The sequence below is a fragment of the Teretinema zuelzerae genome, from assembly GCF_021021555.1.
GTDB classification, from domain to species: domain Bacteria; phylum Spirochaetota; class Spirochaetia; order Treponematales; family Treponemataceae; genus Teretinema; species Teretinema zuelzerae.
Window position 1 is genome coordinate 632,070 of the sequence record NZ_JAINWA010000001.1, and the last position, 18,997, is coordinate 651,066.

At 54.6% G+C, this 18,997-nt stretch carries 16 protein-coding genes; 12 read left to right on the forward strand and 4 right to left on the reverse strand.

Features of this window, described 5'->3' with window-relative positions; genetic code table 11:
• Positions 1-57 precede the first annotated feature (57 nt).
• Genes K7J14_RS02900 through K7J14_RS02945 form a run of 10 tightly spaced genes read left to right on the forward strand, consistent with a single transcriptional unit; the run spans position 58 to position 10,033 of the window.
• On the forward strand, positions 58-2,391 hold the full coding sequence (locus tag K7J14_RS02900; protein WP_230752892.1) for an Hpt domain-containing protein: 2,334 nt from the start codon (positions 58-60) through the stop codon (positions 2,389-2,391).
• Positions 2,392-2,434: 43 nt separating this feature from the next.
• On the forward strand, positions 2,435-4,792 hold the full coding sequence (locus tag K7J14_RS02905; protein ID WP_230752895.1) for a HAMP domain-containing methyl-accepting chemotaxis protein: 2,358 nt from the start codon (positions 2,435-2,437) through the stop codon (positions 4,790-4,792).
• 15 nt (positions 4,793-4,807) lie between these two features.
• Positions 4,808-5,350 carry a chemotaxis protein CheW gene (locus K7J14_RS02910; protein WP_230752898.1) on the forward strand — a complete coding sequence of 181 codons (543 nt, stop codon included), beginning with the start codon at positions 4,808-4,810 and terminating at the stop codon, positions 5,348-5,350.
• Positions 5,347-6,207, forward strand: a complete 861-nt coding sequence (locus K7J14_RS02915; RefSeq protein WP_230752900.1) for a CheR family methyltransferase — start codon at positions 5,347-5,349, stop codon at positions 6,205-6,207. The genes K7J14_RS02910 and K7J14_RS02915 overlap by 4 nt, the downstream gene beginning before the upstream one ends.
• A 10-nt stretch (positions 6,208-6,217) precedes the next feature.
• Entirely contained in the window at positions 6,218-7,009 is a 792-nt protein-coding gene (locus K7J14_RS02920; RefSeq protein ID WP_230752902.1) for a ParA family protein, read from the forward strand.
• Positions 7,006-7,584, forward strand: coding sequence for a hypothetical protein (locus K7J14_RS02925; protein WP_230752904.1), 579 nt, complete (start codon positions 7,006-7,008; stop codon positions 7,582-7,584). The genes K7J14_RS02920 and K7J14_RS02925 overlap by 4 nt, the downstream gene beginning before the upstream one ends.
• Positions 7,568-8,671, forward strand: coding sequence for a protein-glutamate methylesterase/protein-glutamine glutaminase (locus K7J14_RS02930; protein ID WP_230752907.1), 1,104 nt, complete (start codon positions 7,568-7,570; stop codon positions 8,669-8,671). The genes K7J14_RS02925 and K7J14_RS02930 overlap by 17 nt, the downstream gene beginning before the upstream one ends.
• A 2-nt stretch (positions 8,672-8,673) precedes the next feature.
• Entirely contained in the window at positions 8,674-9,147 is a 474-nt protein-coding gene (locus K7J14_RS02935) for a chemotaxis protein CheD (protein WP_230754752.1), read from the forward strand.
• Positions 9,148-9,165: 18 nt separating this feature from the next.
• Positions 9,166-9,555, forward strand: a complete 390-nt coding sequence (locus K7J14_RS02940) for a response regulator (protein ID WP_230752910.1) — start codon at positions 9,166-9,168, stop codon at positions 9,553-9,555.
• A complete protein-coding gene (locus K7J14_RS02945) occupies positions 9,542-10,033 on the forward strand; it encodes a chemotaxis protein CheX (RefSeq protein WP_230752913.1) in 492 nt (163 codons plus the stop codon). Before K7J14_RS02940 ends, K7J14_RS02945 begins: the two co-directional genes overlap by 14 nt.
• Here the strand turns inward: K7J14_RS02945 and K7J14_RS02950 are convergent.
• The 3 genes from K7J14_RS02950 to fusA form a co-directional block, all read right to left on the reverse strand.
• Complete coding sequence (locus K7J14_RS02950) at positions 10,017-10,373, reverse strand: response regulator (RefSeq protein WP_230752916.1); 357 nt, start codon at positions 10,371-10,373, stop codon at positions 10,017-10,019. The two genes, K7J14_RS02945 and K7J14_RS02950, sit on opposite strands and share 17 nt — an antisense overlap.
• Positions 10,370-11,641, reverse strand: a complete 1,272-nt coding sequence (locus tag K7J14_RS02955; RefSeq protein ID WP_230752919.1) for a methyl-accepting chemotaxis protein — start codon at positions 11,639-11,641, stop codon at positions 10,370-10,372. The genes K7J14_RS02950 and K7J14_RS02955 overlap by 4 nt, the downstream gene beginning before the upstream one ends.
• A 64-nt stretch (positions 11,642-11,705) precedes the next feature.
• Positions 11,706-13,748, reverse strand: a complete 2,043-nt coding sequence (fusA, locus tag K7J14_RS02960) for an elongation factor G (protein ID WP_230752922.1) — start codon at positions 13,746-13,748, stop codon at positions 11,706-11,708.
• Positions 13,749-14,120: 372 nt separating this feature from the next.
• On the opposite strand from fusA, the gene K7J14_RS02965 reads away from it, so the two are divergent.
• Positions 14,121-16,409, forward strand: a complete 2,289-nt coding sequence (locus tag K7J14_RS02965; RefSeq protein ID WP_230752924.1) for a glycoside hydrolase family 3 N-terminal domain-containing protein — start codon at positions 14,121-14,123, stop codon at positions 16,407-16,409.
• Positions 16,406-16,567: a hypothetical protein gene (locus tag K7J14_RS02970; protein WP_230752926.1), complete on the forward strand. Its 162-nt coding sequence runs from the start codon at positions 16,406-16,408 to the stop codon at positions 16,565-16,567. Before K7J14_RS02965 ends, K7J14_RS02970 begins: the two co-directional genes overlap by 4 nt.
• Here K7J14_RS02970 and lon read toward each other — a convergent pair.
• Entirely contained in the window at positions 16,543-18,924 is a 2,382-nt protein-coding gene (gene lon / locus K7J14_RS02975) for an endopeptidase La (RefSeq protein ID WP_230752928.1), read from the reverse strand. The two genes, K7J14_RS02970 and lon, sit on opposite strands and share 25 nt — an antisense overlap.
• Positions 18,925-18,997: the final 73 nt, after the last annotated feature.

An 18,997-nucleotide genomic window follows, 5' to 3' on the forward strand; every position in this document is an offset into this window, starting at 1 on the left:
GCATCCTCTCCTTTTCTACATACACTTTGGTATAAGAAAACAGGAGCACAAAACAAAATGCCTAAAAGTATCGATGAGGAAACGTTGGAAATCCTCTTGTCCTTTGTGGCAGAAGGGTATGAACGGCTTGACGACGCCGAAGCTCAATTGGCTCACCTTGAGGAAGGCGAGACGGAAAGCAGGCTTCACTCGATATTCCGTTTATTCCATTCGGTAAAAGGATCGGCGGGATATCTCGGCCTCAACAATATTCAAAAACTCACGCACGAAGCGGAAACCCTTCTGGACGTATTCCTTAAGGAAAAGAAGCCCCTTGCGCAGGACGCCGTCGACGTCATCTATGAAACAGTAGACATACTTCGGACTCTGATAACGCTTGTGGAAAAGGAATTCTGCGATGACGACGGAGAGCAGAAAGCCGGCGAACAAACTGAAAAGATCAAAGCGCAGATTTCTCTGATACGCGGCGGAGCGGCGGCGGCGCCGGCAAATCCGGGAAACGCGTCATCCCCTTCCGCTTCCCCGGCGAGCGAGAAGCAGGAAGGGGCGGCAGCTGAGCATTCTCACAAAAGCGACTCCCCGAAAGAGGAACCGCTTCCGGCAAATGAAATCCTTCTGGGCGACCTCGTCACGGCGGACATGGTTCAGCGGTTCATAGGAGAATGCGCCGATCTTCTGGACAAGGGCGAAAGCATTCTGCTCAGCCTCGATCCGAAAGAAAACAACACGGATAAAATTCATGAAATTTTCCGCGCGGTTCACACGATAAAGGGGAACGCGGGGTTCTTCGGGTATGCGCTGATGGAGCGGCTCTGCATGGAATTCGAGACCCTCCTGGACGATGCGAGAAAAACTCCCGGCGCCCTGGGAGAAGCGAGGATAAACGCGTCGATCAAAACCGTGGATTATCTGAGGGAACTGCTCTCCGGCCTGCAAGTCGTTTCAACGGCTCAACCGGCTCAAAGGCCGGATGCTTCTTCCGAACAAGACGCTGCACCGCAGAAGAAACCTTCGCTTCCGGAGTATAAACCCCTTGGAGAGATTCTCGTCGGAATGGGAGCGGCCGATAGGAATGCGATCCAGGAAGCCCTCGACGAACAGGAACGATCGCTGGGCGAGATACTCGTGCAAAAGGGAATCGTTCCTCCGGAAAAAGTCGACGAAGCGCTCAAGCTTCAGGGAGAGGGTTTAAAGAAGAACCAATCGGATTCGGCCGGAGAAATCGTCAGAAAAGAAATCAGGGTCGATACCAACAAGCTCGACAAGCTCTTTGAACTGGTCGGCGAACTCATCACCGCCGAATCGATGGTGATGAACAACGCGGATCTTGCGGGCCTCGCGCAGGATAGCTTTACGAAGGCCTTCTCCCGGCTCAACAAGATCAGCCGGGAGATTCAGGAAACGACGATGATGATCCGAATGATTCCCCTCGACGGCCTCTTTCAGAAAATGGCTCGCCTCGTCAGGGATCTCTCGCGCAAAATGGACAGGCCGATCAAACTCGCCGTCTCCGGCCAGGATACCGAGATGGACAAAAACGTCATCGAGCAGATATCCGATCCTCTGGTTCATATCCTCCGGAACGCCATCGATCATGGAATCGAACCGAAGGATAAAAGAATCGCCTCCGGAAAAGACGAAACAGGCAGCATCAAGCTCAACGCTAAATACGAAGGCTCGGAAATCTGGATCAGCGTGCAGGACGACGGAGCCGGATTGGATCGAGATAAAATTCTGGCGAAGGCGATCGAACGCGGGCTGCTCAAGGGAGACCCTGCTTCCTTCAAGGATCAGGATATTTTCTCCTGCATTTTCGAACCGGGCTTTTCAACCGCGGCGATAGTATCAGACGTTTCGGGCCGGGGAGTCGGAATGGACGTCGTCAAACGGAACCTCGATAAAATCAGGGGGCGGATAGACATTAAAACGACGCCCGGAGCCGGAACGGAGTTCATCTTGGCCATCCCCCTCACCATGGCAATCATCGACGGCATTACCGTGCGCGCCGGCGCGAACCGATACTCGCTTCCCCTCGCTGAAATTCTCGAGTTCGTAAAGATTCAGGACAGTCAGATTTCGCGTACGGGAACAGGAGAAGAAACCGTCAACATACGGAACGATTTTCTGCCGCTTATCAGACTGCACGAAGTTTTCAACATCGAAGGAGCAGTCACCGAGCCGGCCGATGGAATCCTCATCGTAATGCAGAACAACGGAAGACGGGCCTGCCTCCTCATCGACGAGGTAATCGGCAACCAGCAGATCGTCGTAAAATCTCTTTCCGAATATCTCGGAAAGGTAGACGGCATTTCCGGCTGCAGCATCCTCGGAGACGGAGGAGTCAGCTTTATTATAGATACGGGAAAACTGATGTCGCTGCGTCTTGAGTGACGCATAAAACAAAAAAGATGATTCAAGAAAACAGGAGGACTAAATGAAAATCCTAGCTAAGCTCCTTTCCAGCTTTATCGCAGTCGCCGCGCTCTGCGTCCTGGTCGGATACGTCGGCCTCGATCGAATGGAAAACGCGAAAGAAGGGCTGACCGTCCTATCGAAAGAAACTATTCCCAAGCTCATGTACGTAAACACCATCGACCTGAGCCTGCGGGAAGTAATCAACTCGGTCCGCACCATGGCGAATCCGTACGCCATGGATGATGAAGACTTCTTCAACGAACTTCAGAAAGATGTCGCGGAAGGCAGAAAAAACTATGCGGAGGCTCGCGAAGAATTTGAAAAGCTTCCGATGAACGACGAGGAGATGAAGCTCTACAAGGCGGTATCCGACGCGATTCCTCCGGCGGTAGACTATAACAACCGGATCATGGTCCTCGTCGAAAAGGCGAAAACGGCGGCTCCTGAAGACCGCGAAGAATACACTGAACGCGCGTACGCCCTCATTTCCGGTTCGGAAGGAAAGGTCATAGACGATCTCATTGAACGGTTCGAAGAGCTGCTCGAATTCGTGCAATACCATTACGGCAAGGAAATGACCGATGGAATTCTCAACCAGGTCGTTCTGGGCCGGATAGCGATACTCGTAATCGGAGCTCTCTCCTGCATCGCGGCGATCATCCTCGGAGCTATCCAGGGCACAAGCATTTCAGGAAAACTCGGAAAAACGGTTCGCATCATGGACAAGATCGCCCACGGAGATCTGAGCGAAACGTTGACGATTAAAACATCGGATGAATTCAAGCAGGTCGCCGAATCGCTGAACAACGTAGAAAAAAACGTAAAAGCCCTCGTCGCGGACACCGGAGATCTGGTGAAGAACGCGATTGCGGGAAACCTCGGCTACCGGGCCCAGGCGCAGTCGCATGAAGGCGAATACCGGCGGGTCATCGAAGGAATCAATGAAACGCTCGACGCAGTCGTAAGCCCGCTCAATCTCGCGGCCGATTACGTAGACCGCATCGCACAGGGAAATCTTCCTGAAAAAGTGATGGAAGTCTGGAGCGGAGATTTCAACAAAATCAGGAACAACCTCAATCTCGCCATCGACAGTATCAACGCTCTGATCGAGGATTCAGCACAGCTTACCGAGGCGGCGGTTGCAGGATCGCTGCAAGTCCGGGCGGACGTATCGAAGCATCAGGGCGATTATCGAAAGATTATCGAAGGAGTCAACAAGACGCTCGATCTGGTCATCACGCCGATAAACGAGGTGATAGAAGTGCTCAAGAATCTCGCGGAAGGCGATTTGACGAGGAGAGTCGCCGGCGACTACCGCGGAGACTTCGACATTCTCAAGAGCGCCCTGAACGAATCGATCGAGGCGATCGGAGACACGCTAAGCCAGGTGAACACCGCTGTCGAGCAGGTTGCGGAAGGCTCTGTGCAGGTTTCGCAGGCGAGCCAGGCCCTTTCCCAGGGGGCGACCGAACAGGCTTCCTCGCTTGAAGAGATCACGTCGTCTACGACCGAGATATCCAGCCAAACCCGACAGAACACGGACAACGCGCTCAAGATGAACAGCCTCGCCGGCGAAGCGCAGGAAAACGCCGAAAAAGGCAACGCCCAGATGAAGGAGCTCGTATCCGCGATGAGCGATATCAATACAAGCGCGGAAAGCATCAAAAAGGTCGTCAATACGATCGACGATATTTCCTTCCAGATCAACCTCCTCGCGCTCAATGCGAACGTAGAAGCGGCGCGGGCGGGAAAATACGGAAAAGGATTCGCCGTCGTCGCCGAGGAAGTAAGAAATCTTGCCGTCAGAAGCGCGAGCTCGGTCAAAGATACTACGCGCATGGTGGACGAAGCGATCGGAAACATACAGCGCGGCAACACGCTTGTTTCTAATACCGCGAGCCAGCTCGACGAAATCGTGATAGGTTCCGCCCAGGTTTCGGCTCTTGCCGAAGAAGTGGCCACGGCGGGACGCGAACAGACGCAGGGGCTCGAGCAGATTTCTCTCGGTCTTACGCAAATAGATCAGGTGACGCAGAGCAACACGGCCAGCGCGGAGGAAAGCGCGTCCGCGTCGGAGGAGCTCTCCTCGCAGGCGCAGCAGGTCAAGGCCATGCTTGCCCGCTTCAAGCTCAAGGATTCAGGACGGGACGGCGGATTCGCGGCCCCTGCCCTCTCGTCTCGCGCAGGTTCGCAAACAGCGGCCGCCCAGCCCGGCTTCTTGAATCGTACGAAACCGGCTCCCGGCGCGGCTTCCGCCTCCGCCGATCAGCTTCGAAGGAATGCTGCTCCCGCTGCGGCTGCAGTCAAAAAAACGGCCGCACGCGTTGTACCTTCGGACATCATCTCGCTGGATGATGGCAATTTCGGCAAGTTCTGATAACGGAGGCGCAGAATGTCTGAACAAAGAAGAACCGACGCCCACGATGATTTCCTCATCGACGACGAAGACAATGAAGATACGCAGGCGAACAAATACCTGTTCTTCCGCATCGGCAAGGAATCCTACGGAGTAGGCATACGGCACGTGATTGAAATCATCGAATTGCAGCCGATTTCGGCGGTTCCCGACATGCCCTCGTATGTGAAAGGCGTCATCAATCTTCGGGGCAAAGTAATCCCCATAGTAGATTTGAGGCTCCGCTTCCGTATAGACGAACGGGATTACGACAATCGAACCTGCATAATCGTCACAGAGGTGGAGCGGGTACAGGTCGGATTCGTAGTCGACACCGTCGAGGAAGTGCTCGAGATTCCGGAGAAGAACATCGAGCCGCCGCCGAAATTCAGAACGATGCAAGGACAGGACAGATATCTTTCCGGAATGGCGAAATCGGGAGAGTCCATCAAGATTCTCGTCGATGTAGAAAAGCTCGTTCAGGACGAAAACCTGGGCGACTCTGTTCTCGCGCAGACAGCGGAAAGCCCGAGCTCATGATGGAAGACCTCGTGCCTCTTTCGGACACGGAATTTAATATCCTCACGCGCATGCTCTTCGATCGCTTCGGCATTCATCTGGGCGATCAGAAGCGGGTGTTGCTGTCGGGAAGGTTGTCCAAAAGAGTGCGGGAAACGGGGTGCGGCAATTTTTCGGAATACATCGATTATCTCCGGACCGATCCGAGCGGCAGGGAACAGACTGAGCTGATAAACAGGATCACTACGAATCACTCTTTTTTTTTCCGCGAGGGTGAACACTTTGCCTATTTGAAGGATAACGTATTCTCCCGGATCGAAGAGGCTGTCTCGAAACGTTCTCCCCCTGCCGTGAGAATTTGGAGCGCAGGATGCGCAACCGGGGAGGAAGTATATACGATTGCGATGCTCATGCGTTCGCATTTCGGAAACAGGATAGACGGACTGGACATAGGACTTCTCGCCACGGACATATCAGTGGCGGCGCTCTCGCAGGCAAACGAAGGAATCTATCAGGAGAGCAAGTTGAAAGAGCTTCCGGGCGAATGGAAGCGGCAATGGTTCACCAAGGCAGGGCCGGACCAGTTCCGCATAAGCGATGAAATCCGCGGCATGGTGCTCTTTAAAAAACTCAACCTCATGGAGACTCCGTATCCCATGAAGGGCTCGTTCGACGTGATATTCTGCAGAAACGTCATGATCTATTTTAACGCGCAATCCCGGGAACATGTAGTGAACGCGATGCACAAATGCCTCAAGCCCGGCGGCGTTTTCTTCGTCGGTCATTCTGAATCGTTGAACAGGGAGACGTGTCCGTTCGAATACGTTAAGCCCGCTATTTATAAAAAAGGAGAGGGAGACCGTGGGATCAAGCCTTAAACAGAAAAAAATGAAAATAGTGACCGTCGCGAACCAAAAAGGCGGCGTAGGCAAAACCTCGTCTATCATTCAATTAGCAAGCGGACTCGCGAAACGCGGCGAGCGGGTGCTTGCCGTAGACGGCGATCCCCAGGGAAATTTAAGCCTTTTTTTCGGCGCCGCGGAAGGGCAGACCTTCGGTCAAGCTGCCGGCCAGACTAAAATCCCGGGATTCCACGATCTTCTCGCCTCGATCGAAAACGGAAAGCCGTCTCTGAAAAACTCGATCAGAAAAAGCGTTCGCCGCCGTCTCGACCTCATACCTTTCACCGACAGGGATTTCAGAATCAATTTCGCGGACGACAGGATTCGCAATTTGAAGGATCCGTTCGCGAAGGTCCTCTCGAAGGCCGCAAATTTCTACGACTGGATACTGATCGATTCGTCGCCTTCCAACAGCTGTCTTGAACGCCTCCTCGTAGAAGCGTCCGACGCGGTGATCATTCCCCTGGAATTCCAGCTGTTTTCGGTATCCGGTCTCGAAGCGAGCATTCAGGAAGTGGATGCCTGCTCGCAGGAATGCGGACGAGGGATTGAAGTCCACTCGCTCCTCTTCACCAAGGCTGAAAACAGGCTCAACCGCGTACAGGACTATCGGCGCGTTTTTTCAACCTTCAGGATACCGATTTTCGAAGTCTGCAAATCGGAATATATGAGCAGGTCGCTGGAAAAATCCCGGACAATCTGGGAGTGCGGCCCCTCGAGCAACGCCGCGAAAGATTACGCGAGAATTATAGAAAAATCTTTTCTGGAGATTGTATGAACGTCAAAAAAGGATCGAACCGGCTCGAACAAATAGCGGGAAATGTGTCCTTGGCCCTCGGCGCGCAGGAAGGCGGGGGAGAAGAATCGGCGTACGAATTTTCAACAGCGTACCGGGGGATGCGTCCCGCCGATCTACTCGGCGAATGGGAAGTGGTCGGCCATACCTGGAACGGATCTCCCTGGAGCGAGGTATTCGCCCAATCCGCCTTTAAGGACATGGAAGCGCCGAAGCTCGACTACGACGCGATGTATTCGTTCTCCGTCGGAATCTGCGTCAAGCGGATACGCTTGACCGGCTCGCCCATTTTTCCGGGCGCCGACGCACCCTGCGCTTGGGAATACCGCATGACTACAGCTCTCACCTGGGAACTGAAAAACGACGAACTCATAGCAAAGCCGCTTATCGGTTATCAATACACTGCGATAGACGGAGCGCCTTCCCAAGTACGCGAATTGCCGGGAGAAGGCGCGTCCATGACGCTGAAAATCCGGATGGACGACGGAGAACTCGTCATTGAAGACGGATCCGACATTAAACGGCTCAGGAAGGCCGCTCATGAGCAAAAAGATTAAAGTTCTCGTAGTCGACGATTCAGCCATCGCTCGGGAAATGCTCGTACGCGGCTTGTCGCGAAAACCCGATATAGAAATAATCGCGCAGGCAGGAGACGCGTACGAGGCGAGAGACCATATAGTCCTGTCGGCGCCGGACGTCATGACGCTCGACGTAGAAATGCCGCGCATGGACGGCATCGAATTTCTGAAAAGGCTCCTCCCCCAGTATCCCATTCCGGTGGTAGTGGTCTCCGCCCTTACGGCGGAAGGCTCTAAAAAAGCCCTCGAGGCAATGCAGGCCGGAGCGATGGGAGTAGTGGCGAAACCGCGGGGAAGAACTCCCGGCGATTTAGAGCGCATGATAGAGGAACTCGCGGAACAGATCAGGGAAGCATCCATCGCAGACATCGGAAAACAAACGAAGCGCGAAGAATTTCCGAAATCTACTTCTCCGTTGCGTAGCCCTCCGCCCGGAAAAAGCGGAACTAGCGGATCAAAAGACAACCGGGACCGGATGATCGCAATCGGCGCTTCGACCGGAGGAACCGTCATACTCAACTACCTCGTATCGCGTTTTCCTCAAGACATGCCCGGAACCGTCATCGTTCAGCACATGCCCCCTGTTTTCACCAGGCTGTTCGCCGAATCCCTCAATAGAGAGTCGAAGGTGGAAGTACGCGAAGCGGCGGACGGAGACGAAATCAGGCAGGGGCTCGTTCTCGTCGCGCCCGGAGATTTTCAGCTCAAGGTCGTGAAAAAAGGCAAAGGCTGGGCTGTCTCGATCGCACCGGGCGATAAGGTATCGGGACATCGGCCTTCGGTCGACGTGCTGTTCTCGTCGGTTGCAGAAGCCGCCGGGCCGAACGCCGCAGGATTGATCCTTACGGGCATGGGCCGCGACGGAGCGGACGGTCTTTTGGATATGAGGCGCAGCGGAGCGCGCTGCTTTGCGCAAAACGAAGAAAGCGCCGTCGTATTCGGAATGCCCCGTGAAGCCGCGGAAAACGGAGCCGCGGAGCGCCTTCTCTCCCCCGAGGAAATGGTTCCCGCCCTCTATTCGGATTTTCGCAAACCTGCGTCCGCGCCGCAAAGGACCCGCCGTTGAGCATGTTAACCGTCGGAATCGGAGAATGGATAGTCTCGAAAAATCCCGAAGACGTGATCAAGACGTACGCTCTCGGCTCCTGCGTCGCAGTCATGATTTACGACGTCAAGCTTGCGGTCGGCGGCATGATTCACATCGCGCTTCCTGAAGCCTCGATAGACATAGAAAAGTCCAAAAGACAGCCCGGCTATTTCGCCGACACAGGCCTGCCGCTCATGATAGAAGAAATGAAAAAGCTCGGATGCGTCCGCATGTCGGTTCGCGTCAAGATTGCGGGAGGGGCTTCGGTCATGGACGATCGGGGATTCTTCGACATAGGGAAGCGCAATTTGCTCGCAGTGAAAAAAATACTCTGGAAAAGCAGTCTGGGAGCGGTCGGAGAAGACACCGGAGGAGAGATCAGCCGCACGGTTTCGCTTCGCGTCTGCGACGGAGAAACGATTCTCAATTCAGGCCAGCGGGAATGGACTATTTAGCCGCATAGAGGAGCGATAATGAAGACATATCGAAAAATATTGATAGTGGACGACTCCCCGACCTCGCGCATGATCATACAAAGATGCTTCGAGATGATAGGCGCTGAAGCCGGCGAATATCTCTACGCGGAAAACGGAATCGAAGGACTCACCATCGCCGGAGACGAAAAGGAAATAGACCTTGTCTTTTCCGACATCAATATGCCGAAAATGGACGGAAAAACATTCATCAAGCTGCTGCGCAACAAACCGGAAACGGCGAACATTCCGGTAATCATCACGTCGAGCATCGCGGACAGCGTCGCAGAAGCGGAATTGAAGGAGCTTTCAATTTCCGGATACATCAAAAAACCTGTTTCGCCGGAAAAAATAATGCATATTCTGGGAGGCGTCGATGTGCGATCCTGATGAAACGACCAAAATTACAACCATTTTGAAAGAGGCTGTATCTTCGGTTTTCGCCGAAGTGGCCTTCATCGATGTAGAAAAACCGCGATCCGTCGAAGCGCAGGAAGCAGACCTTGAAACTGCGGGAAAAACCGATTTGTTATGCGCGGCGATAGACGTTCTTTCTCCGCTTTCCTATCGACTGGAAATACGCGTCGGGAAAAAACTTCTGGATAAAATCGTCGAGAATTTGTTTCCCGAAGGGGACCTGGAAAGCAGAAAAAAGAACGCGGAAGACTCGCTCTTGGAAATGCTTAACATCATTGCCGGAAATTTCATCTCGGCGTTTTTCGGCGCGGGCAGCGAAACTCAGCTCGAGCTTCCCCGGTACCTGTATTTCTCAGAAAAAGAAGGCGGAACGCCGGTGTGCGGGCTCTCCCTCGACGCCGAAGGAGAACCCGTCGAAGTGTTTCTGTATTCCGTCAGATACCGCTATTAATCGCGGCAAGAAGCGTGTCTTTCTGAAACGGTTTTATGATGAAGCCCTTCGCACCCAGCGACAAGGCTTCCTGCTTCAACGCGTCCTCGTCCTGCGTCGTCAGAACGAATACCGGAATATTCGCTATGGCAGGCATCGCTTTTCTGGCACGGAGGAATTCGATGCCGTTCATCTCGGGCATATTGATATCCAGCAGGATGCAATCCACCGGCCCTGCCTTCAACGCGTCCAAAGCCATTTTACCGTTCTCGGCCTCCTCGACGGTATGGCCTGCCCCCTTCAGCGCGAGAGAAATAATTTTTCTCATAGTCGCGGAATCGTCGACTGAAAGAAACTTCATACATGCACCTCCATTAGCGCGGATTTTTCGCCCTTTGTTTTAGCGTTTTTTACTAAGTCGTCCCGAATCCGGGAGAACGTATTTTGAAGCCGGCTTCTGTCGATCAGAGCCGGATCGTGAGACAGCGTTTCATCGATAGTTTCTCGCAGACGCGACAGGATATCGCTTGCGCCTTCAATCATCTGCCGCGTAATGTCCTGGAATTGGAGAGCTTCCAGCACCGTGTCGAGATCGCGGTCTATCGACTCCGACATCAGAGCCACCTGCTTCGTCAGCGTTACCGACTCGTTGGCCGAAGCGATCAGCGATTCGACCGCGGACTCGGTCGCCTGCATTCCCTTGTCCGCCTGGGAGATTACCGCGCCGGCCTTCTCTTCCATGTTATTGCACAACAGCTCGTTGTACTCGCGGAAGCGGCCGAGCATTTCGGCAACCTTCCGGGAAAACTCGAAGGTCTGCTCGTTCAGTCGATGAAGTTCCGTAATAATAACCTTGAAGCCCCTGCCCTTCTCGCCGATCCTGGCAGCCTCGATAGACATGTTGAAGGCTATCAGTTTCGACCGCTCGGTGATTTCGGTAATGCTCGATAACAGGCCGAGACCGCCTTCTATCTCCGCGCTCATCGCTGTCAGGTGCTCGCGGTTCTCGCGGAGAAAGCGGGAAAGATTTTGAATGACGGATCGTTCTTCCCGGACTGATAGCCTCGACCGTTCAGCGGTTCTATGCAGAGAAGACTCGCCGGAATCGTCCTCGAGCGAAACTCGAAGCTTCCGCGCCGCCTCGGCCGCGTCGGAAGAAGCGTTCCTTACCACCATGAATTTCTCTAGAACCGCAAAGGCGGCCTCCTCGGTTTTCGAAGGCACCGCGCGGATGATGGAATCGGCAAGCGGCACGAAAATAAGCGAATCGGTGAGAAGACGATTCGACAACACCGCAAGAAGCTTTTCAGCTTCCTTCAATTTTAACGAAGTTTCAGCCAGCATAAGAGAGGACCCGGATTGCTCCGCTCCGGCGGATTCCGCGGTAGCTGCGAAAGAAGAACCGGAAACGCCTCCGGCCGATTCGGGATCTCCGCCGCGGGCGGCGAATTCGCTCGCAGGGGCGGAGGAGGATCTGAACAACAGGGCTGAAACGGCGGATACCCCCGCAATCGCGGACAGAGAAGCCGCCGCGATAGACCCCGCGGGCGCTTTTAAAAGAATTGACGAGAGAACTGAAGCCGCGGAACACGCAGCGGCGATCGACATCATTATTACTTGGCGATTCATATACCACCAGTATAGGGTATGAATCGCCGGTTTTCCATTTTTTTTCAGGATGCCCGGGAGGGCGTCAGAATCCGCCCAGACCGCCTTTTTTCACCTCATAGTGAGAGAAGGTCATGCCGAACGAAGCGCGGCCCTGCGTAACAGAGCGGAGCGACGTTGAAAAGCCGAACATCTTCGCCATCGGAGCCTGCGCATGAACAACCTCGATCGAAGGCTTTGAATCCAAACTGGAAATCATGCCGCCGCGCTGGGTGATCTGGCTCATCGCCTCGCCGACGAAATCCTTCGGACACAGGATATCGACGTTCATGATCGGCTCGAGAAGCTCGGGGCTCGCCTTCCTGCACGCCTCGTCGAAGCCGAGATTCGCGGCGGAGGTGAAGGCGAACGGGGTCGAGGTGAGCTCGCTGTAGTCGATTGCCGTCAGCGTCACGCCCACGTCCACGCACGGATAGCCGAATTGTATTCCCGAAGCGAACGCTCCGGAGACCGCCTGTTCAACCGCGTCGAAGATCTCCTCGGGAACATGGGACTTCTTGACCGCGCAGCTGTACCGGTTCCCGCTTCCCCTCGGCAGCGGTTCTACGCGCAGCGTAACGCCCGCGGTGTTTTCCTTCCCGCCGAGATTGCGATCGAATTTCTCCGTGTGTTCGACAACCGCGGTTACCGACTCGCGGTAGGTTACCTGGGGGTTTCCCACCCTGGCCTGCACTTTGAAGTCGTCTATCATCCGCGTCACCAGCACGTCTATATGAAGCTCGCCCATTCCGGAAATGATGAGCTGTCCGGTCTCGGCGTCTTCGCGGCTGGTAAAGGTCGGATCCTCCCGGGACAGAATCTCAAGGGTATCCTTGAGCTTATCCCGCTCGCTCATGGTCTTCGGTTCGATGGAAACCGAGATAACCGGCTCCGGAAAATGCATCTTCTCCAGCAGTACGGGCACTCCCTCGCTGCCGATCGTATCGCCGGTTTGCGCGGTTTTCAAGCCGATGAACACCGCGATGTCGCCGGCTTCCACCGCGTCCATCGGATCGGATTTATTCGAGTGCATGCGCAGCACGCGGTTCACGCGCTCGCGCTTTTTCTTGCCCACGTTGTAGACCTGATCGCCGGGCTTTATCTTTCCGGAATACATGCGCACATAGCAGAGGGCGCCGGCTTCCCGGTCGTATTGAATCTTGAACACAAGGCCGAGCGGCACCCCGTCCGTCTTGCAGGGTACGGGAACGTCCTCTTCCTTTTTCGTGTGGAAACCGATCGCCGCCGGAACTTCATGCGGAGCGGGGAGATAGTCCACCACCGCATCGATGAGCGGCTGAATCCCCTGATTCCGCCGGGAAGCCCCGCACACGAACGGGATGAACTCTCGGGCGATAGTAGCGCGGCGGATTTCCCTGCGCATCAGATCAGAAGGAATATCGACGCCCTCGAGAATCAACTCGGTAATCTCGTCGGACGCGGAAGACACCGCGTCGAGCAGCTTCTCCCTCCACTCCTGCGCCTCGGCGAGGCGGGAATCCGCAACGGGAGCGACATCCATTTTTTCGCCCTCGGTGGAAGCGTCCCAGCGGATTTCCTTCATTTCAAGAAGATCGATCACGCCTTCGAAGTCGCTTCCCTGCCCGATCGGGATCTGAAGCGGCACGCAAACGGCGCCGAATTTATCGTGTACATCCTTCATCGCGCCGAAAAAATCGGCCCCGATCCGGTCCATCTTGTTCACGAAGCAAATCCGGGGAACCTTGTATTGGTCTGCCTGGCGCCAGACGGTTTCGGTCTGGGGCTGAACGCCGCCTACCGCGCAGAGAACCGCGACCGCTCCGTCGAGAACGCGAAGCGAACGCTCCACTTCCGCGGTAAAATCGACGTGTCCTGGAGTATCGATGAGGTTTATCTGATGGTCGCGCCACCAGGTGGTGGTCGCCGCGCTTTGAATGGTGATTCCGCGCTCCTGTTCCTGGGCCATCCAGTCCATGGTCGCGTCGCCGTCGTCTATTTCTCCGATGCGGTGAATCTTTCCGGTATAAAAAAGGATTCGCTCAGAAGTCGTCGTTTTTCCGGCGTCTATGTGGGCCATAATCCCGATATTTCGCATTTTATCCAGCATGATAGTGTCACTCCTGAAAGCCCGCGCACGAGGAATCTCGTTCGGGCGGATAGCGGTACTCCGGTATAGTAGCGGTTTAGCGCTGTTTTCTCAAGCCATCGGGCGGGGGCCGGCCGTTAACAGGAAATTCTGCTGTAGTCCGCTTTCCGGGCGTCGCAGGACGCTCGGTCCCCCCGCTGCAAACCGCGAAACCGTTTTTCTATACCTACCGGTAGGTATAGAAAAACTGCTTCGCGTTTTTCCGCTTCCCCCCGGGTACGGAATACCCCTACCGGAAGCCCTTCAAACATGCGCCCGCTCCCTGCCCACATCATCATCGATAGATGCCCGGCAACCCCTTGTTACTTTTCAAAAAGTGTCATATTTTGTTTCTTGAAGAAACTATTAAAGGAGCTCACCATGTCGTTCCAACAAAGACCCTGGCTCAATGCCGATATTCCCCTGGAAGAGCGGGTAACCCTGCTTCTTTCAGAAATGACCGTAGAAGAAAAAACCGCGCAGATGGTTCAGCTGAGCTACAGCATCATCTCCCCGGAGGAGGCGGATCGCTGGGCGCGACTCGGAGCGGGATCGTTTTTGCACGTACTGGGCGACAATGCCAGACGACTCCAGAAACTGGCGACTGAAACCCGGCTCGGCATCCCGGTTATTTTCGGAATCGACGCGATCCACGGACACGGAATCCATAACGGTGCGACGGTGTTCCCCACCCAGCTCGCCCTCGCCGCGAGCTGGAATCCCGAACTTGCCGAGCGAATGGGAACCGTTACAGCGAAAGAAGTCGCGGCCGAAGGCCTTCACTGGACCTTCTCTCCGGTATTCTGTCTCGGCCGTGATCCGCGCTGGGGCAGAATCGACGAAACATTCGGGGAAGACCCCTATCTGGCCGGTAAAATGGGAGCCGCCGCCGTGCGCGGCTATCAGGGATCGGACGTCAGCGATCCGGAACGCATCATCGCCTGCGCCAAGCACTATATCGCCTACGGAGAAAGCACCGGCGGCCGAGATTCCTACGACGCCCCGGTTTCGATGCGGTCGGTGAGGAGCACCTTCCTCCCTCCCTTCGCGGAAGCTCTCAAGGCCGGAGCCCTCACCGTCATGGCCGGATACGAGCCGATCGACGGACTTCCCTGTTCGGCGCATACAGCCCTCCTCCGCGATATACTGAAAGACGAGCTCGGCCTCAAGGGCTTCGTCGTCACCGATTGGATGAACCTCACCAGCCTCGTGAGCCGCCACCGTCTCGCGGAAAACGCGGAAGAAGCTTCGCGGATCGCAGTGGAAGCCGGGAACGACATGATCATGACGAGCCCGGAATTCTTCCAGGCGACTCTGAATAATCTCGCTGCCGGCAAACTGGACCCGGCCCTCATCGACGACTCGGTCAGGCGGATTCTCCGCGTCAAATTCCAGGCGGGCCTCTTCGACGTCGCCGCAAAGGTGAAAACCCTTCCCATTGCCCTGGATCCGGATGCAGGAAATTCGGAAACCGTATTCGGATGCCCGGCCCACCTCGAAGAAAGCCTCGCATCCGCCCGCGAATCGATGGTTCTTCTGAAAAATAATACAATAAAAGGAATCGAGTCCCTTCCGGTGCGGGGACCGCTCGCAACCGGCAGGACCGGCAGAGTAGTGCGTAAAATCGCTGTCGTCGGACCGAACGCTGATTCAGTGCGAGCTCAGTTCGGCGACTGGACCTTCTTCACCCATCCGGTTCCGCATCTGGATGCCGTCCCGACGTTCCGCGTCACCACGATGCTCGACGGCATCAGGGATCTTGCAAAACAAGAAGGAGCGGAGGTGCTATTCGATAAGGGATGCGACATCTTCGATCCGGAGAAGAACTCGATCAAAAAAGCCTGTGCCATTGCGAAGAAAGCGGACATCGTATTCCTCGCAGTAGGCGATACGCTCATCCAGACGGGAGAAGCCCACGATCGGGCGAATCTCGCTCTTTCCGGAGCCCAGGACGCGCTCGCGGAAGCACTTGCGGCCGTATGCCGAAAAAAAGGCATTCCGCTTGTGTCTCTCTGGGTAAACGGAAAGCCGCTGGAGTTCGCGCGAGTTGCCGACTCGTCCGACGCGATACTGGAAACATTCAACTCCGGAACCCTCGGAGGGAAGGCCGCCGCGGAAATCCTGTTCGGCATTACGGAACCGAAGGGCCGGCTGCCCATATCCTTCCCCCGGACGACAGGCCAGATACCCGTCTACTACAATCAACTGCCCGGCTGGCACGAGGGTAAATACTTCGACTGCGACGAAACCCCGCTTTACGCTTTCGGAGAAGGTCTTTCCTATACATCCTTCCGCTACGATTCGGTTTCGCTCTCGAGCGAAACAATCAGGGAAGGCGAAAGCATAACCGCAACCGTAAGGCTGACGAATACCGGTTCCCGCGACGGAACGGAAACCGTTCAGCTCTATGTTACCGACAGGATCGCAAGCTTGGTCCGCCCTGTCCGCGAACTCAAGGGGTTCGCCCGAGCCCATGTACGGGCGGGCGAAAGCGCAGAAGTTTCAATTCAGTTGGACTGGACCGCCCTCACGCTGGTGGATCAGCACGGGCGCACTATCCTCGAACCGGGCGAATTCGACATACAGGCCGGGCATGACTCCCGCGCAAAAAGCCTCGTCTCGGCGGTTCTCAAAGCAGTATGAAAAAAACCCGCGACAGAAATTCTGTCGCGGGTTTCGCCGGCATCCGACTGGTTCGGATTCGCCGCTCCCGGGTATTAACGCACGGGCATTCGAGCACGGTTTTCACCGAAGCGCTGTCTTCTTACCTTGCCATTCATTCGTCCTTCAACTTGGGCTGAATCTTTCCCCGTGAAAACGCGATGTCGATAACCTCTTCCATTCGTTGCACGGGATGGAAGGAAATTCCCTTTCTGATATGTTCGGGTATATCGTCGAGGTCCCTGATATTCTGATGGGGAATGATGATGTCCTTAATCCCGTTTCTCCTGGCGGCGATAGTCTTTTCCTTCAATCCGCCGATCGGCAACACCTGTCCGGTAAGCGACAATTCGCCGGTCATCGCGAGTGAAGAGCGCAACGGCTTGTCTTTCAGAAGAGACAGCAACGCGATCGCCATGGTGATTCCCGCGGAAGGGCCGTCCTTCGGAGTGGCGCCTTCGGGTATATGCAGATGAACGAGATGTTTTTCGTACCATTCGGGAGTTACGATTTCTTCGGCAATCGCGTAGCGCTTCATCCAGGACCAGGCGATGGACGCTGATTCTTTCATCACGTCTCCCATCTGTCCGGTCAAACTGAATCCTTCCTTGCCGGCGTTCGCTATCGCTTCGATGATGAGAGTATCTCCTCCCATGCTCGTCCACGCAAGACCCATCGCGGTTCCCGGGATGTCGGCCTTCTTTCCTCCGTCCTCGCGGAAGATGGGCTTGCCCAGAAATTTCTCGATGAGCTCTTGATCAGGCGCGAACTTGTCCTTCTCTGTCTTCTCGCCGAACACGATCTCGGTTGCGAACTTCCGGTGAATCTTGTCGAGATTCTTCTCAAAGTTCCGCACCCCTGCTTCGCGGGCATAACCGTTCGCGATGAAAAGAAGCGAATCGTTGGAATACTTCACCTGGTTCTTCTTAAGCCCGTTCTTTTCAAGGCTTCTCGGAACAAGATATTTCTTGGCGATTTCCAGCTTTTCCGTATCGATATAGCCTGAAAGCTGAATAACTTCCGCCCTGTCCATCAGAGGACCTGGAATCGAATCCAGGGTATTCGCCGTGAGGATGAACAGGATGTTCGAAAGATCGTAGGGAAGATCAAGGTAATGATCCCGGAACGATACATTCTGTTCGGGGTCGAGCACCTCCAGAAGCGCGCTCGAGGGATCTCCCTGATAGCTGGAGCCCATCTTGTCCACTTCGTCTATCATGAAGACCGGGGACTTCGTTTTAACGATCTTCAATCCCTGGATGATTTTTCCAGGCATCGCGCCGATGTACGTCCTGCGATGCCCCTTGATCTCCGCTTCGTCGCGCATGCCGCCGACAGAGAACCGGAAGAAGGGCTTGTTCATCGCACGGGCTATCGATTTCCCCACGCTCGTTTTGCCGACGCCGGGCGGGCCCACTAAAAGAATAATAGAACCCTTGGTGTCGCGCCTCAGCTTCCGAACCGCCAGATACTCGATGATGCGTTTTTTTACGTCTTCCAAACCGTAATGATCCCCGTCGAGAATGCCCCGGGCTTCCTTTAAATCCCAGGATTCCGGGTCTGGATCCTTCCAGGGCAGATTTACGATGGTTTCAAGATAATTTCGCGTTACGATGTACTCGCCGGAGTTTGAATCCATCAGCGCGAATTTTTCCATCTCCGCGTCGACGGCTTCCTTTATCTCGCCCTGAAAGTCGAAGGCTTCTATCTTCTCTTTGAACTTCTGATAATCCGAACTCTTGGCATCGGTGGTCATGCCCAGTTCTTCTTTGATAGCCTTCAATTCTTCCCGAAGGAAGTAATCCCGCTGGGTTTTTTCTATACGGTTGTTTATCTCGCTTTGAATTTTCTTTTGTACGCGCAGGAGCTCCTGCTCTTTTTTTATGAAGACAAGAACCTGCTCCATGCGCTGGCGAACGTTCTGCATCTCGAGGATTCGCTGCTGGTCCTGTTTTTCAATATTAAGGATGCTGGCTATAAAATCTGCTATCTTCCCCGGATGATCGATGTTGATCATGTTGAGCCGCATTTCTTCGGAGAAAAGCGGATTGTTCTCCGAGATTTCCTTCATCTCTCCGATCAACGCTCGCGTAAGAGCCTTCACCTCGAAGGTGTCGTCTTCGGTATCGTCGAGATAATCGACAATGGCCAGCAACGGAGAGCGCTCGCTGACGATCTTCCGAACCTTGAAGCGCTTCAGGGTGGAAATGAAGACATTCAACCCGCCGTCAGGCAAATTGATTTTTTTTATTATTCGGGCTACCGTTCCGACCTTGTACAGGTCCGAAACGCCGTGAGGGTCGTTCTCGGTCTCCAGCATGCAAATGCCCAAGAAACCGTCGCCTGCGTATGCTTCTTCGACCATCTTTACGTCATCCTGGTTGTTAACCATTACAGGCGTAAATATGCCGGGAAATATTGGCCTTCCCATCAAGGGAATAAGAAACAGTTTGTTCGGGAGCAATTGTTCGATAGGTACTATGGTTTGATCTGCCATAGAATTAATATCCTCAAATAAGAGGGAAAAGTCAAACAGCCAAGTCTTTGCGCGAAGAAAAACTCATGATACA

What these genes read in the sequence shown, in the direction of transcription:
- K7J14_RS02900 (WP_230752892.1), top strand. Translation starts at nt 58, where the DNA reads ATGCCTAAAAGTATCGATGAGGAAACGTTGGAAATCCTCTTGTCCTTT.
- K7J14_RS02905 (WP_230752895.1), top strand. Translation starts at nt 2,435, where the DNA reads ATGAAAATCCTAGCTAAGCTCCTTTCCAGCTTTATCGCAGTCGCCGCG.
- K7J14_RS02910 (WP_230752898.1), top strand. Translation starts at nt 4,808, where the DNA reads ATGTCTGAACAAAGAAGAACCGACGCCCACGATGATTTCCTCATCGAC.
- K7J14_RS02915 (WP_230752900.1), top strand. Translation starts at nt 5,347, where the DNA reads ATGATGGAAGACCTCGTGCCTCTTTCGGACACGGAATTTAATATCCTC.
- K7J14_RS02920 (WP_230752902.1), top strand. Translation starts at nt 6,218, where the DNA reads ATGAAAATAGTGACCGTCGCGAACCAAAAAGGCGGCGTAGGCAAAACC.
- K7J14_RS02925 (WP_230752904.1), top strand. Translation starts at nt 7,006, where the DNA reads ATGAACGTCAAAAAAGGATCGAACCGGCTCGAACAAATAGCGGGAAAT.
- K7J14_RS02930 (WP_230752907.1), top strand. Translation starts at nt 7,568, where the DNA reads ATGAGCAAAAAGATTAAAGTTCTCGTAGTCGACGATTCAGCCATCGCT.
- K7J14_RS02935 (WP_230754752.1), top strand. Translation starts at nt 8,674, where the DNA reads ATGTTAACCGTCGGAATCGGAGAATGGATAGTCTCGAAAAATCCCGAA.
- K7J14_RS02940 (WP_230752910.1), top strand. Translation starts at nt 9,166, where the DNA reads ATGAAGACATATCGAAAAATATTGATAGTGGACGACTCCCCGACCTCG.
- K7J14_RS02945 (WP_230752913.1), top strand. Translation starts at nt 9,542, where the DNA reads ATGTGCGATCCTGATGAAACGACCAAAATTACAACCATTTTGAAAGAG.
- K7J14_RS02950 (WP_230752916.1), bottom strand. Translation starts at nt 10,373, where the DNA reads ATGAAGTTTCTTTCAGTCGACGATTCCGCGACTATGAGAAAAATTATT.
- K7J14_RS02955 (WP_230752919.1), bottom strand. Translation starts at nt 11,641, where the DNA reads ATGAATCGCCAAGTAATAATGATGTCGATCGCCGCTGCGTGTTCCGCG.
- fusA (WP_230752922.1), bottom strand. Translation starts at nt 13,748, where the DNA reads ATGCTGGATAAAATGCGAAATATCGGGATTATGGCCCACATAGACGCC.
- K7J14_RS02970 (WP_230752926.1), top strand. Translation starts at nt 16,406, where the DNA reads ATGAAAAAAACCCGCGACAGAAATTCTGTCGCGGGTTTCGCCGGCATC.
- lon (WP_230752928.1), bottom strand. Translation starts at nt 18,924, where the DNA reads ATGGCAGATCAAACCATAGTACCTATCGAACAATTGCTCCCGAACAAA.